Below are 13972 nucleotides of genomic sequence, written 5' to 3' on the forward strand. Positions count from 1 at the left end.
GGTGCGTGTCGCGCACGGTGGCATCCCGAATGACGCCATCATCGGATTGTTCGGGGGGATGAGCCATCCCCCGAACAGGGGAGCTTTGAGGATGTCGCCGCGCCGTTCAGCGCGGCTTCAGTTCGACGGGCGGATCGGCGCGATAGCCGCCGCCGAGCGCCTTCGTCAACGCGATCTCCTGACTGAGCATCTGGCCGTCAAGCGTGAGCAGGGCAACCTGTTCCGCGATCACCGGCTGGCGCGCTTCCAGCGCCGCGAGCCGGCTCGTCAGGCCTCGTTGATAGTGCGCCTCGACGCTGTCCCTCGCAAACGCAACCGATTCGATCCGTTGCTTCTGCAATTCGGTCTCTGCATCGAGGGCTTGCAGACGGCTGCCCGTCTGCGCGACATCGCGTACCGCGTTGAGGACGGCCTGGTTGTACTGCTCGATCAACAGGTTGCTCCCCTCGCGCGCGCCGCTCAGGTTCGCGTTGAGCCTGCCGCCATCGAAGATCGGCAGATACAGGCCCGGAATCAGGTTGATCTGCTGGCTCGCATGCGTGAAGAGGTCCGCGAGGTGCAATGCGTTGTAGCCGAAAAACGCCTTGATATCGAAGCTTGGATAGAACGCCGCTTTCGCCGCGTCGATCCGGTCGAACGATGCCTCTACATACCACCGCATCGCCTGCAGATCCGGCCGGCGGGCCAGCAGCTCGTATGACAGCGTCGCCGGCAGGGCCGCCTGCGAACGCGGCAGCGCGACGGGTTCGATGGCGGGCAGGCCATCGGGGCCGGCGCCGACCAACGCCCGCAACGACTCGCGAAACTGCCGGATCTGCTCTTGCGCCGAGACAATCTGCCGTTCGAGGCCCAGTTGCTGCGCGCGGGCTTCCTCGAACTGGGTCCGGGCTTCGAGACCGCGCACCACACGCCCTTCGTGTGCCTGCACCGCGAAGGCCGCGACCTCGTGCGATTCGTTCAGCAGATCGATCAGCTGGTAAGTGGTTTGAATGCCGTAATAAAGCTGCGCGACATCGGTCGAGATTTCAAGCTCGACCGCGGACGTCTCCGCCAGCCGCGCATTGTTCACGCCAATCGACGCGGCGACCTGCGCGCGCTGCTTGCCCCAGAGGTCGACGTTCAGGCTTGCGCCAAGCCCGACGACGCCTGCGGTGTACCAGGGGCCCGTCGTCCCCAAAGCCGGGTCGTTCGTCGCGAACGGGCCGAGAAAGCCGTTCGCCGAGACGTGCTCGCGATCCAGCAGCGCAAGCGCGGTCACCTGAAGGTTCGACCCCGCCCTGACCAGCTCGACGTCCGACCTGGCCTGCGCCACGCGGGTACGCGCAATGACCATCGTCGGCGCATTGCTCAGCGCCTGGTCGACGAGCGCATCGAGTTGCTCATCGTGATAACGCGTCCACCAGCGGGCGGCGGGCCAGCCATCGCGCGCAAGGTGGATGTCGTCCGCGAGATTGATCTGCGCGGGCGCGATCTCGGCATAGGGCATGCCGTTGTGGTGGATCAGCGCGCAACCCGCCAGGAAGATGCACACCAGCCCTGCGACGCCGAGGGCGCGGCTACGCCATGACGAGCCGCCGGGACCCGATACCTCCCCGGGGGGCAGCAAACGATAGTGAGCGTGGGGGTCGTTCATGTTCCTACCGCCTGTGAAGCGGGCGCCGTGACGGGTGACTCGACGCGCCAGTCCGGCAGCCCCGCGACCTGTCGCGACATGTCTTGCGCGGCGGCGATGAGCGGCCGGTCGGTCGGCAGGGCTGGTTCGGCAGCAAGCGCTGCGATCTCGATGCGCCGCGGCGCGTGCGCATCGGGTGGGTTGATCGCAAGCTCATCTGCGTACCGGTTGAGTTCGGTGCAGGCCTGTTCCTGGGCCGCGCGCACTGCGTCGATAACGTGTGGGCTTGACGATCCCGCTTGCGCCGCGAGCGTGTTGTGCAACGCATCGCCAGCGAGCATGATCTCCCGCCCCTGCGCGAGGACAGTTTGTGCGCGCAGTGTCAACTGCGCCTGCTCCCCTTCCTGCCAGCTGGGCTCGAGTGCGACGCGCGACAGCGTCGTTTCGCAATCGGCCAGCACGGCCCACGCCTGCAACTGCCGCTGCGCATAGGGCAACTCGTCCGGTTGCTCGACGCCAGCCTGTGGAGCACGCAACTGTGCGGCAATGGCGCGCAGCATCGTGGCGAGTTTCTGCCGCAGCACGTCGCCCTCGCCCTCGCGCCAGAACGACATCTGCAAGAAGGTCGCCACGCCGACACCCAGCAGAATGCCGACCATCCGGTCGCGGATTTCAGTCAGATTCGTGGTTGGGCTAAACTGATCGAGCAACGCAAGCGAGAAGGTGAACATCACCTGGATGCCGGCGTAGCTGATCCGCTCCGAACCCGCTGATATCCACGCCCCGAGCGCAACGACAGGCAACGCCATCAGCAACAGGCCGACGATGCCGTCGAGATGCGGAACGACGAACACCACCATGAACAACGCCAGCGCGCTGCCGATGGCGGCCCCAGCCACCCGCAGCAACGCACGCTGCGTCGATGCGCCGAGGCTCGGCAGCGCGACGATCAGGCAGGTCAGCATGATCGTGTGGACGCCCTGCCAGTCCACGGCGTTGTAGAACACGTAGCAAACCAGAACGGCAAGCAGCGTCTTCAGCGAAAAACGCATATACGCGGGATTGGTCCACGCGTCCGGCGCGACCATTGGCTCGCTCGCGGGCGGCTTGCCGGGCTCGGCACCGCTTGCGACCAGATCGGCGAATGCGTGCAGCGCCCGTTGCAATTCGCCTGCAGCGGGAATCGTGTCGGCGGCCGCGCGCTCTTCCGGTGTTGCCGTGCTCACGTAACGATACGGCTCGCCTGACATCACCGCTTCGTCGAGCGCGCGGCAGTTCACGCGCAACTCGCGCAACATCGCCAGCCGCGCTGCCGTCGCGCCCGGCCAGCCAGGCGGCAGTTCACTCGCTCCGCGATAAAGGCGCGACACGGTCGCGATGCACGCCAGTTGCAACGCCTGGTGCTCGCGATAGTGGGCATCGCGCATCGTCGTGAACCGCAGCAGCTTCTGCAGCGTGAGCGCGCCTTGCTGGACGGCCGCCAGCGTGATCGGCGCGGCGCTCGCGGTGCCGTCGATCAGCTGCGTCAGGCGCGTTTCCAGTGCCGCGAGTTGCCGATGGATTTCCGCCTTGAGTTGCAACTGCGGTTCGGCAGGCAACAGCAACGTGTTAACCGCGAGCGTCAGCGCGATCGGATAGTTGACGGCGACCCACACCCACAACACCGCGCGGATCAGAAGGTCGGCCTGATCGGTCTGGTCCACGAAGCTCTGCACGTAGATCACGACGATCGCGACGATGAAGAACACGACGCCGATCCTGAGCACCCGGAGCAGGTACACGCTGCCGAAGAACACCAGGCTCGCGATGACGATGCGCAGCAACGGATAGTCGAACGTGAACTTCAGCAGCAGGATCGACAGCCCAATCGCGAGCGTCGATCCGACGATGAACATCACGCCGACCAGCCGCGTGACCACGACGTTCGACTGCGTGACGTAAAACACCAACAGCAACGACAGCGCGAGTTCCGGCACTTCAAGCGTCATCGACGCGACGATCACGATCGCGCTCGTCAGCATGCAACGCAACATCACGTTGAGCCGCCCAGGAAATGGCGCAAGCTCGCGCTTCAGGAAATCGCCTGCGTCGCGCAGCGTGACCGGCAGGTAGTCGGCGGCGGCCATGGGCGCTCCTCAATGGCCTTCACTGTCGTTGCCGCGCCCGGGCTCCAGCACGGCCACCGCCGACGTCCCGACGCGAAACAGCTCGGGGTTTGGCTTGTTGACGCGGATCTTCACCGGGAAACGCTGCGAGACGTGCACCCAGTTAAGCGTGCGCTGAATGCGCGGCAAGCCGCCCGGCAATGCCAGGCCGCCTTCATCGGGCGCGACGCCGTAGCTGATCGAATCGACGGCGCCCTGGAAACGCTGGCCTGTATCGCTCATCAGGTACACCGTGGCGGGGGTGCCCGTACGGACGCCCTTGAGTTCCGTCTCGCGAAAGTTCGCGACCACATACCAGTGGCGCGTGTCGATCAACGTGAAGACGGGTTTGAGCGCCGACGCGAACTGCCCCGTCGATGTCTTCAACGACACGATGCGTCCGTCGAACGGTGCGCGCACGGTCGCATATTCGAGGTTCAGTTCGGCAATCGCGATCTCCGCCATGACGACGGCACGTTGCGCAACCAGCGCGTCGACGCCGCTCACGGCCGCTGCCGCCTGCTGCGCCTGCAGTTGTGCGGCGCTGAGTTCGGCCTGCGTCGCGCGTTGCGCGGTGCGCGCCCGGTCGACGTCCTCCGCCGACACATAGCCGTGCGACAGCAAGGGTTCCATGCGGTTCAGCGTATCGGACGCCTGACTGGCGGCGGCGCGCGCGCGCTCGACGGCCGCGCGCACCGACTGCGCGTTGTACTGCTGCGCGTTGACCGTGCGCTGGGTCAGCTCGATCTGGCGGTCGAGCGCGACGAGGGACGCCTGGCCTCGCGTCAGCGCGTCCTGATACGGACGTGGATCGATACGGAACAGCAGATCGCCCTGCTTCACCGCCTGATTGTCGCGCACGGCCAGCTCGACAATCCGGCCGTTGACCTCGGGCACCACGTCGATCGTATCCGCGTAGACGTAGGCGTCGTCGGTGCGAGGCGCACGGTCCAGCAGCCGGATGACGAAAAGCAGCAGCAACAGCGTCACTACGACCAGGATGATGGCCGGCCATTTGCTTTTCGATGTTTTGCTGGCAGTCGTCGCCATTACATCCACCTGAGGAGATTCAATGTTGGAACAGCACCAACCAGACAGCGAGTGCGAGGAAAGTGACAAGCGTGGGATACACCAGGGCTGAAGGTCCCAGCAGATGGTCGACCTGCAAACGCTTGAGAATCAGGTAGATGACGACCGTGAGCGCAACGCCCGCGACGATACAGAACAGCCAGTCCGGAAAGTACGCGCCGAGCACGCCAATGGACGGCGAACCTGCGCACCCTGACACGAGAACCGCGGCAATTGCGGCCATCCCGATTGCACGCTTTGGACATCTGCCTCTGGCGAGCGGATTATGTCGTTTCAAAGTCGTCCCTGTGGTTGGAATCAATGTCACACCTTGCAGCCACGTTACTGCGTCTTACCTTGGATTCCGGCGTTTTGGACAGCGAGGAAAACAGTTTCGGGGGCGCTGTTCCTGTACCAGTCAGTGTGAGCCCGCCGAAAGAGTGTGGACGTAGCAATTCGTCACGATAGCGCCGAAACAGGCATTCCACATTACATGAATATGCAATGGCGCCGCAAGAAACACGAACACCACCAGACCATTTCAATCCGGAATCTGACACCAACCGTTCAAGCGATACTATCCAGCAGATCCAGCAACGCATCCCCGTCGACAGGCTTTCTGAAGAAACCTAATGCACCTCTCTGCAGAAAGTAGTCTTCCGTATGCTCGCCCGGTTTGCCTGTGATAATGATGACCGGCGTGGCTGCGTCCGAATGAACCGTTCTATCGAGCAGTTGAATGCCGTCAATGGGCCGCATTCCCAGATCAGTGATAACGCATACCAGATCCGGGTAGCCGTCGGACAAAAAATCCAGTGCGGATTCGTAGGCCCGTGTTCCGTACCCGCCAGAGGCCAGCAGGTTCGCCAGAGACGTCAGAACGCGTCGGTCATCATCAATCACGGCAACGGTTCGAACCCGTGGCGTGGGCATTATTTTCTCCGGGTCATCGAGTCCAACAAAGAATTAGCGTTAGCGTCAGGCATCGAACGTGGTCGTCGACGATGTTTCGAGCTGCAGCTTGCCCGCCTGCCTGACCAGAGTGGCAAATGAATCCGCTTGCATCTTTCTCATGATGTGGCCGCGATGTACCTGCACGGTGTATTCGGTGATACCAAGCACTGCTGCCGCCTGCTTGTTGAGAAGGCCGCTTGCGAGTAACGGCAAAAGCTCCTGCTCACGAGGGGTCAGCGATTGGTAGAGCGCCTGGAGCGCCGCTGTATCTTCCGCCTCCTTGCGAAGAACGTGCGCCCTGGCGAGTGCCGCATCAACCGCGCGCATCAACGCATCTTCGTCGACGGGCTTTGTGAGGAAGTCAACAGCGCCGCCCTTCATGGCCAGGACCGTGGACGGCACATCTCCTCTTCCGGTGATGAAAATGACGGGAATCTGTGAGTCCCTGCTGACCAGCTTCTGGACTTCCAGCCCACTCATGCCTGGCATTCTCAAATCCAGGATCAGACATGCAACGCCATTTTGACGTGGTGTGTCCAGAAACTCTCTGCCGGATTCGAATGCGTGGACGTCTCTTCCGTTTGCGCGCAGCAGCGCAGCGAGTCCTTCTCGCACCCGCCTGTCGTCGTCGACCACATACACCAGTTCGCTTGCGGATTCCATGGAACCCCTCTGTTGCCAGGTGAAAGCCTCGCCTAACGTCGGCACAGCCGGCCCACGACAATCTCGCTGAATGTCCCTCTCGCGCGGTCGTGCCGACAAAAAATTATAGCCCTCGGAATCGTCGCCTGGAAGCGCGGGAAGCCGTGCTTTGCACTACATGATTATGTAATGGCACTACCAGATATGAAGTCGTAGGCTTATCGTTTCGCCTCATCGACTTCACCTGAAATCCCTTGGTGCGGCACGCTCGGACGGGCGTCACTGCTATCAGCCCGACGATGCTGCGCTCGACGCGGACGGCACACAGGCGGTCAGTCTGGCGGCAGTTGGACCCTTGACAGTTCGCCCATGTTCTTCAAAACCGCGTCTTCGAAAAACTCTGATCCTCCAGATGCAGGCAGCCATCCACAATGGTATGACATATCTCCATTGCCTTCGTATTTGATTCGTGCCACAACGGTGCGCGCGAGCAGACCTCTCAAGTACTACACACAAATAACTGGCGACACTCCGCACTCAATTTGCGAGCAAAGACCGTTGCGCTGGAAACCCAGTTTTGAAAGCCTGTCACATCGGTAACCCGATGTACAGAAAACTCGTATCATCCCCCCCATTGGCGGGAAATGCAGAGTATCACCATCCAATGCGCCGGCGAATTCCGAGGTTGACATGCTTACCGTGTTGATACCACACCCGTCCCGGGTTGTCGTCCTCAGCGTCGCCATAGCCGGTGCGTCTGGGGTGGCAGGGTTACTCGAACCGCTTACGGGCTGCCTCAGCCTCGTTCTGGTTGTCCTGTTCACGTACTTTTTCGGCCGCAGCTTCGGGCGTCTGGCTGCCGGGTTCGCCTCGCTTGGGATAGCCGGAGTGGTGTTGGCTTCCAGGCACCCTCCTCTTGCCTCCGGCTCGATCGCCCGTTGCGCCGTCGCAATCGCGGCGGCATGGCTTTGTGCCGAGCTGGTCTCCCGGCGCCCCCGGCAGCCAGGCTCAACTGCCAGATTGAAGGATGAGCCGTTTGACGAGCAAGTCCGCCAACGAAACCAGACACTTCAAAGCATCAGCAGTCTCGTTCCCGGCCATGTCTGGACTGCGCTGCCCGATGGCTCCACCGAATACCTCAGTCCCAGCCTGTTCGAATACACAGGCATAAGAGAAGCACATAACTGCGACTCTTTCCGAACCGCAATCCACCCCGACGATCTGCAGGCAAACGACCGATATTGGGACGCACTCCGGGCCGGAAACGACCCGGAAGAACTCGAGTTTCGACTCAGGCGGTCCGACGGCGAGTACCGGTGGTTCCTCTGCCGTGTCAAAGCCATAAGAAACGACAGTGGACGGCTACTGCGATGGGTCGGGGTGAGCTGGGACATACATGACCGGAAGACTGCCGAATCTCTTCTTCGAACCGAAGAGGAAACCTTTCGCCGAATTGTGGATAGTGTGCCGGCATGCGTATGTGTTGGCGGACCCACCGGCGAGCTTTTCTACGTGAATAAAGTTGGTGTTGCCGCGCTGGGCAGGCCGATGGAGGAAATACTCGGTGACGGATGGATGGCTTACATTCATCCCGATGACGTGCAGGCCGCACGGCAGCAATGGAAAGCGCACATTGCCGCGCGCGAACCGGTCGATATTGCCGTGAGGATGCTGCAGCACGACGGCGTATACCGCTGGCAGCGTCTTATAGCCGAGCCATCACGCTGCTCAAACGGGGACGTCATCAACTGGTACCTCGTCGGAATAGAAATCGAAGAGACCATCAAGGCTCAACAGGCATTAGCGGCAACTGAGACAGAAGCCAGAGAACTCCTCCACCGATTACCGGGCCGCTTCGCGAGCCGGACAGAGCACGATTTCGACTTCATCAGTCAGCAGACACTTGAGGAAACGGGAACTACGCTTGAAGGCATACAAAGTCTCGGCTATCTGAGTTTCATTCACCCCGATGACCGCGACAGGGTAAAGGAGGGGCATCTTCGCTCTGTTCAGGAAAAGAGCGCGCACGATACTACCTACCGATGGGCAGACCGCGACGGTAATTATCGATGGCGTCACACGCGTTCCGTTCCCTACTTTAACGATGACGGAAGTGTCTACAAGTGGTATTCCGTGACCATCGACATTGATGATCTTTACAGGTCCAAAGAGGTCATTCGTGAACGTGAAGTTCAACTGAACTGGCTGACAGAGACTGTTCCTGGCCTGCTCTGGCGTACGAACGCCCATGGCCGCCTGGAATATGTGAACAGGCAAGCTGAAGACTACACTGGACTACGGCTCGATGATTTGACAGCGAGCGGCTGGCTTCACCTGGTGCACCCAGATGACTCTGCGTCAACAATTGAAGCCTGGCAAGATTCCCTCGATAGCGGGAGACCTTACGACCGGGTCCATCGGCTCCGCGCGGCCGACAACACGTATCGCTGGTTTCAATGCAAAGGCACTCCCATGCGGGATGCCAACGGCCAAATCGTGAACTGGTATGGTCTTTCGACGGATATCCACGAGCGACAGTTAGCCCAGGAGGTCCTTCGCACGGAAGAGCTTAATTTGCGAAGGCTCGTAGACGCATTGCCCGCGATGATCTGGAGGGCCACACCGCAAGGAGAAATCGACAGATGGAATCGGCAAATGCTAACGTTCATGGGAAAGAGCGGGGAAGAAATTGACAAAGAAATGTTACTTAACCTCGTCCCGGAAGCTGACCGTCTTCGTGTCCGCTCGCGCCGGAAGCAAGCTGTCGACGAAGGTGCGTCGTACCAGGACACGTATCAGGTTACTGGCGCCGATGGGAAACTGCATTGGTACCTCGTTCGCGGCGAACCGTTTCGCGACGAAAGCGGGCGGGTTCTACACTGGTACGGCGTATGTACGGACATCAGCGATCTCAAACAAACGGAAGCAGCGCTCGAACAGCGCGAGCACCAGCTACGCGAGATTATCGACACCATCCCGGCCATGCTCTGGTGCAATGACCCACAAGGAGGGCTCACTTACATCAATCGGAAAACCTCTGAATTTCTTGGCCTGGATGTTTCGCAGCTCGCAGGCGTCGGCTATCAGAAGACCTTCCATCCTGACGACCTGGACAGCCTGGTTCAAGCGTGGACACACTCGATCGAGACTGGCGAACCGCACTGCCACGTTGCCCGGATTCGCCGAAAAGACGGTGTTTATCGATGGTACCAGCACACCGCTGAAGCCATGAGAGACCGCAATGGAAACATTGTCCAATGGTATGGACTCAGTCTTGATATTGACGAACGGAAGCGCGCGGAGGACCGGCTCAGACAGACTCAAACTGAACTCGCACGGGCAACCCGGATTGCCACGGTCGCAGAACTCTCCGCGTCCATCGCGCACGAACTCAATCAGCCTCTCACGTCCGTTATCGCTAATGCGCAGGCTTGCAAACGGTGGCTCGCATCGTCTCCGCCAAATCTGAGCGAAGCCAGGGCTTCCGTGGAAAGCGTCGTTCGAGATGCCCGTTCCGCTGACGAGACGATGCAAAGCATCCGCGCACTGTTCCAGCGGCAGACATTCCGGAAGCGGGAACGGAATGTGAAAGACATGGTCCTCGAAGCCGTACGACTGCTACGGGAAGACGAAGCCAGGCGTACCGCCGACATCGAGTTCGACTTGCCCGATAGCCTGCCTCCAGTGTTCGTAGACCAGATACAGATTCAGCAGGTCCTTCTTAACCTTATCTCGAACGGGATGGATGCCACGGAAAGCTCGGGACGCACACCTAAGATTCTCATTACTGCAAGCTCGCTTGACGACCGCTCCGTGCTGCTCGAGGTCATCGATAACGGTTCGGGCATCGTCGGTGGCGACAGCATATTCGACGCGTTCGTCACGACCAAGACCAAGGGAATGGGCATCGGGCTTGCGGTGTCTCGCTCCATTATCGAAGCTCATGAGGGTAGTCTTACTGCTGCCAATAATGAGGGCTACGGAGCAACCTTCCGCGTCGTCCTGCCGGTCTTACCTGTCCAGATTTCCCGGCAGGAGGTGAGCGCCAAATAATGCATCCGGGGCTTCAAGCGCGCAACTCGTCGGGCGCGACGCGTCGGGTCACCATCCGAACTTCGCTTCGACGCCCACGTAGTCCGCGTTGCGCGCCCCCAGCGCGCGGATCGAATCGCCGACCTGGAAGTGCACCGCTTCCAGCGCGAGTGCAACGTTCGAGCTAACGAGCCAGTCGGCGCGAACCTGCGCATACATCCCGGTCCAGCGCGTTCCCTTCCCTGCCGTGCCGGGCACCACAGCCATCCCCTGACCGTAGATCGCATCGGCTGCCGTCGCGCGCCACTGAAGACCAAGCGCCGTCATTAACGTGACCTTCGGCGACACCTTGAACGTGATCGACGGCTTCACGTGAATCAGGTTGCTGTAGCCGGTGTATCCCGCCAGCGTGAAGTAGTAGCCGTTGGGAAAGAGCGGATTGAACGTTTCCACACGCCCATCGCCGGGATGCCGGTCGCCCGATGCGCCATCCACCTGCAAGCCAACCCGCGGCGAGCCCGCCACCGACGCGAACGTATAGCCGCCGAGCAGCCCGAACGCCCACGCGCCAATCGTGCTCTTGCCGACGTGCCCCGTCTGCAGCATCGTTTCCGCGTCCCAGTCGAACGGCGCGACCTTGCCCGCGTAACGCACGTCGAATACATCGCGATGCTCGGTGCCCGTCGCATCGAGAAATTGCGCGTTGTCGCGGTTGTAGCGCGACCAATACGCGGACAGATCGCCCGGTCCCGTGTCCTTGCGTTCGACGCGCACGCCGCTGAACGTGAGGTGCCGGTTCGACACATCGTCGAACACCCCGGCATCGCGGTACTGCACCGGCTGTGTCATATAGCCGATGAAGCGCCACTTGTCGATTTCGTAGTCGGCCCACAACGCATCGAATGCTTGACGCACGTTCGGACCGTCGCGCACCGACACAAACCGCTGCAAGTCGAACGCCATCTCCTGGCGGCCGACGCGCGCCTTGAATGTGCCGCCGCCGACGCCCTGTACGTAGGCGACAAACGCCTGCTCGATGTCTAGCTGGTCCTTGTCGACGGGCGTCACCATGTTCTTGCCGAAGGGCCGCGCATCCTCGAGTTGAAAGAACGCCTGCACATGCTGACCGATGCGAGCATCGGCATGCACTTCGGCACGCTGGATCACGTAGCTGTCGGGCTGCGCGCTCCCGAGCCCGAAGAGCGGCGTGTTGTTCAGCTCGAAGCGCTCGCGCAGGTTCGCGCCGAGCGACAGATACGTCGACGGATCGCCGCCGAGCGGGATGTACTTGAGCGCGTCGAACGGCTTGCGCGGCACGCACGGATTCGCCAGCACCGACCAGTCCTCCTGCCAGCGGTTGAACGACAGGGGCGACGGCCGCTTCGCGGTGCATTGAGCCGCGGATACGACGGCCGCGCCACCATCCGCAGCGCCTTCGGCAGCAGACACATCGCCCGCATCCGTCAAACCGCACACCGCCAGCGCGGCGAGCGTGGCCGCCGTCGACACCTTGCGTCTTAACGATGGATGCATCGTCATTTGCTCAGTTCGTGAATCTCGGCGACATAGCCGCCGGGAAACTCGACCATTGCCGTGCGCCCTTCGACCGTGCGATTCGCGGGCGACAACACCTTCACGCCGGCGCCCTGCGCCTTCGCAAGCGTCGCGTCGAGATCGGCAACCTGATAACCCGTCATCTCGCGGCCGAACGGATAAGGCAGCTTGCCGTCCGTCACGAACACGAGCATGTTGCCGAAGCCGGACGTGATGCGCGCGCGCCGGATCGTCTCGCCGGGCCGGCCGATTTCGCTGCCGTCCACATGGCGGTTGTCGGACACAACCTTGCCGCGCGAGAAGCGCAGGAAGCGCCTGATGAAGTTATTCGCGGATTGCGCGGACACATAGACGCGATTGTCGGGCACCGTCTCGAGCGGGCCATACGCAGGCGCTTTCGAGTGCCAGTACAGCTGCATGTTCAGGCCGCCGGGCCACTGGATGATCGCATCCTTGCCGATCGGATCGTCGAACGTATCGACGGTCACGTCCGCACCCGCTGCGCGTGCCGCGCGAACCGCCTTGTCCATGTCGGTGACGAGATAGCCCGTGCGCTCGCTGCCGAACGGATACGGTATCGGCGTCTGGAACGCGAACACCGACAGCATGCCGACAGGCGTCTGCACGTATTGCGAAGCCGTCTTGCTCGGCGTCGGCGTGACCGTGAACACGGCGCGCTGCGAAGCCTTGCCGCCGAACGTCGCGACAAAGCTGTCGACGAATGCGTCGATGTCCTGGCTCGCCACATAAACGTGCGTCGTGTCGTATTGCGGGCCGACCGACACGACGGGTGGGCTCTTGCCCGCGTTCTGATAGTCGGCCTCGGCGAAAGCCGGCGAGCCGGCCAGCGCCACGCCGAGCGCCGCGATCGACACAACGGCGGCCCGCAACAATCGACACATCTTGACGGTACTCATAAGAACACTCCTTGCTGATGATGGAGGCCGCAGCCTTGCGCGGCGCAATCAGATTCCGACTTGCGGCGCGCTTGTCTTGCGCGCCAGCACAGCGAGCACGCATAACGCAACGAGCGGCAACAGCAGCGCCCAGAATGACGCGAACAGATATCCCGCCGCGCCTGCACACGCGCCCAATGCAAAACCGGCGACGGGCGGCATCGTGCGCAGCAACCGGGTGCGCGCCGCGTGCCGCGCTTCCAGGTCGTCGGCCGAAAACAGCAGATCGAATGCGTCGATCACGGCCTGCGTGACGTTGCCCGTCATCACCGTGTTTGGGACGACGGAACGCGCTGTCAGCCGCCCATGCGCGTTTTGCACGCCCATCGCCGCTGCGCCGAGCAGGCCGCAGGCGATGGATATCGGCGCGTCGGCATCGGTGACGGGCGCGGCCAGCTCGCCCACAGCCATGTAGCCCGCCAGCAGCGCTGCCTGCAGCACATACAACGCGCATGCGCGCACGCCATGTCCGCGATTAAGCAAGCTGTTGTCGAGCACGCGAGCGAACACGATTCCCGCGACGAATGCGGGAAACGCGAGCCACTTGATCAGCAGGCCATGCCCCGCGCCTGCGAGTTCCGAGCCGATCATGATGAAGTTGCCCGTGACGTGCGCGGTGAGAAGGCCGAACAGCGCGACGAAGCCGAACGTATCGACATAGCCCGCTGTCAAGGCCAGCCACGTGTCCTCGCCGGGCACGTGATCGAGCGGGTGCGCCGCGAGCCGCGCATCCGCGCCTACTGATCCTCGCTGCATGACGAAGTCTGCTTGCTGCCGGCGACGGTCGGCGCGCTTTGGGTTTGCGCATCGGGCGTGCGTATCTGCGCCTGCACGAACGGAATCGCATGCTCGCCAATGACAATGCCGAGCAGCCCCGCGAGCGCGATCAGCGGCGGCGCGGGCGATTGCACGCGCACGAGGTAATACAGCAAGCCGACTACGAGGCCCGCCCCCAATGAAATCAGATATGGCATGGTTCACTCCTTATGCGCCGCTCAGGTCTGCCGTCG

Annotated in this window: 11 protein-coding genes; 1 reads left to right on the plus strand and 10 read right to left on the minus strand. The window is 61.9% G+C overall.

The features are described 5' to 3' along the window. Positions 1 to 106 precede the first annotated feature (106 nt). The 6 genes from P3T23_RS33910 to P3T23_RS33935 all read right to left on the minus strand — a co-directional run bounded on the left by P3T23_RS33910 (position 107) and on the right by P3T23_RS33935 (position 6441). Positions 107 to 1633: an MdtP family multidrug efflux transporter outer membrane subunit gene (locus tag P3T23_RS33910; RefSeq protein WP_429320439.1), complete on the minus strand. Its 1527-nt coding sequence runs from the start codon at positions 1631 to 1633 to the stop codon at positions 107 to 109. After that, complete coding sequence (locus tag P3T23_RS33915) at positions 1630 to 3738, minus strand: FUSC family protein (RefSeq protein ID WP_429320440.1); 2109 nt, start codon at positions 3736 to 3738, stop codon at positions 1630 to 1632. Before P3T23_RS33915 ends, P3T23_RS33910 begins: the two co-directional genes overlap by 4 nt. 9 nt (positions 3739 to 3747) lie before the next feature. Then, on the minus strand, positions 3748 to 4806 hold the full coding sequence (gene mdtN / locus P3T23_RS33920; protein WP_429320441.1) for a multidrug transporter subunit MdtN: 1059 nt from the start codon (positions 4804 to 4806) through the stop codon (positions 3748 to 3750). 19 nt (positions 4807 to 4825) lie between these two features. After that, the gene (locus tag P3T23_RS33925; protein ID WP_429320442.1) at positions 4826 to 5068 is read right to left on the minus strand and encodes a YtcA family lipoprotein; all 243 of its coding nucleotides are present in this window, start codon (positions 5066 to 5068) and stop codon (positions 4826 to 4828) included. 323 nt (positions 5069 to 5391) lie between these two features. Next, a complete protein-coding gene (locus tag P3T23_RS33930; protein ID WP_429320443.1) occupies positions 5392 to 5757 on the minus strand; it encodes a response regulator in 366 nt (121 codons plus the stop codon). Between the two features lie 45 nt (positions 5758 to 5802). After that, the gene (locus P3T23_RS33935; protein ID WP_429320444.1) at positions 5803 to 6441 is read right to left on the minus strand and encodes a response regulator transcription factor; all 639 of its coding nucleotides are present in this window, start codon (positions 6439 to 6441) and stop codon (positions 5803 to 5805) included. A gap of 669 nt (positions 6442 to 7110) precedes the next feature. Here P3T23_RS33935 and P3T23_RS33940 point away from each other — a divergent pair. Further along, a complete protein-coding gene (locus tag P3T23_RS33940; RefSeq protein ID WP_429320445.1) occupies positions 7111 to 10473 on the plus strand; it encodes a PAS domain-containing sensor histidine kinase in 3363 nt (1120 codons plus the stop codon). 48 nt (positions 10474 to 10521) lie between these two features. On the opposite strand, the gene P3T23_RS33945 is transcribed toward P3T23_RS33940, so the two are convergent. The 4 genes from P3T23_RS33945 to P3T23_RS33960 are packed head-to-tail and all read right to left on the minus strand — an operon-like array spanning position 10522 to position 13936. Next, complete coding sequence (locus P3T23_RS33945) at positions 10522 to 11991, minus strand: alginate export family protein (protein WP_429320446.1); 1470 nt, start codon at positions 11989 to 11991, stop codon at positions 10522 to 10524. Next, complete coding sequence (locus tag P3T23_RS33950) at positions 11988 to 12923, minus strand: VOC family protein (protein WP_429320447.1); 936 nt, start codon at positions 12921 to 12923, stop codon at positions 11988 to 11990. The genes P3T23_RS33945 and P3T23_RS33950 overlap by 4 nt, the downstream gene beginning before the upstream one ends. Before the next feature lie 48 nt (positions 12924 to 12971). After that, positions 12972 to 13718, minus strand: a complete 747-nt coding sequence (locus P3T23_RS33955) for a YoaK family protein (RefSeq protein WP_429320448.1) — start codon at positions 13716 to 13718, stop codon at positions 12972 to 12974. Next, the gene (locus tag P3T23_RS33960) at positions 13700 to 13936 is read right to left on the minus strand and encodes a DUF1427 family protein (RefSeq protein ID WP_429320449.1); all 237 of its coding nucleotides are present in this window, start codon (positions 13934 to 13936) and stop codon (positions 13700 to 13702) included. The genes P3T23_RS33955 and P3T23_RS33960 overlap by 19 nt, the downstream gene beginning before the upstream one ends. Between the last annotated feature and the right edge of the window lie 36 nt (positions 13937 to 13972).

This window comes from Paraburkholderia sp. GAS448 (assembly GCF_050435685.1).
In the GTDB taxonomy this organism is placed as follows: Bacteria; Pseudomonadota; Gammaproteobacteria; order Burkholderiales; family Burkholderiaceae; genus Paraburkholderia.

Bases quoted from the DNA above. Each gene is read 5' to 3' on its own strand.
- P3T23_RS33910 (WP_429320439.1), bottom strand. From the start codon at position 1,633: ATGAACGACCCCCACGCTCACTATCGTTTGCTGCCCCCCGGGGAGGTA.
- P3T23_RS33915 (WP_429320440.1), bottom strand. From the start codon at position 3,738: ATGGCCGCCGCCGACTACCTGCCGGTCACGCTGCGCGACGCAGGCGAT.
- mdtN (WP_429320441.1), bottom strand. From the start codon at position 4,806: ATGGCGACGACTGCCAGCAAAACATCGAAAAGCAAATGGCCGGCCATC.
- P3T23_RS33925 (WP_429320442.1), bottom strand. From the start codon at position 5,068: ATGGCCGCAATTGCCGCGGTTCTCGTGTCAGGGTGCGCAGGTTCGCCG.
- P3T23_RS33930 (WP_429320443.1), bottom strand. From the start codon at position 5,757: ATGCCCACGCCACGGGTTCGAACCGTTGCCGTGATTGATGATGACCGA.
- P3T23_RS33935 (WP_429320444.1), bottom strand. From the start codon at position 6,441: ATGGAATCCGCAAGCGAACTGGTGTATGTGGTCGACGACGACAGGCGG.
- P3T23_RS33940 (WP_429320445.1), top strand. From the start codon at position 7,111: ATGCTTACCGTGTTGATACCACACCCGTCCCGGGTTGTCGTCCTCAGC.
- P3T23_RS33945 (WP_429320446.1), bottom strand. From the start codon at position 11,991: ATGACGATGCATCCATCGTTAAGACGCAAGGTGTCGACGGCGGCCACG.
- P3T23_RS33950 (WP_429320447.1), bottom strand. From the start codon at position 12,923: ATGAGTACCGTCAAGATGTGTCGATTGTTGCGGGCCGCCGTTGTGTCG.
- P3T23_RS33955 (WP_429320448.1), bottom strand. From the start codon at position 13,718: ATGCAGCGAGGATCAGTAGGCGCGGATGCGCGGCTCGCGGCGCACCCG.
- P3T23_RS33960 (WP_429320449.1), bottom strand. From the start codon at position 13,936: ATGCCATATCTGATTTCATTGGGGGCGGGCCTCGTAGTCGGCTTGCTG.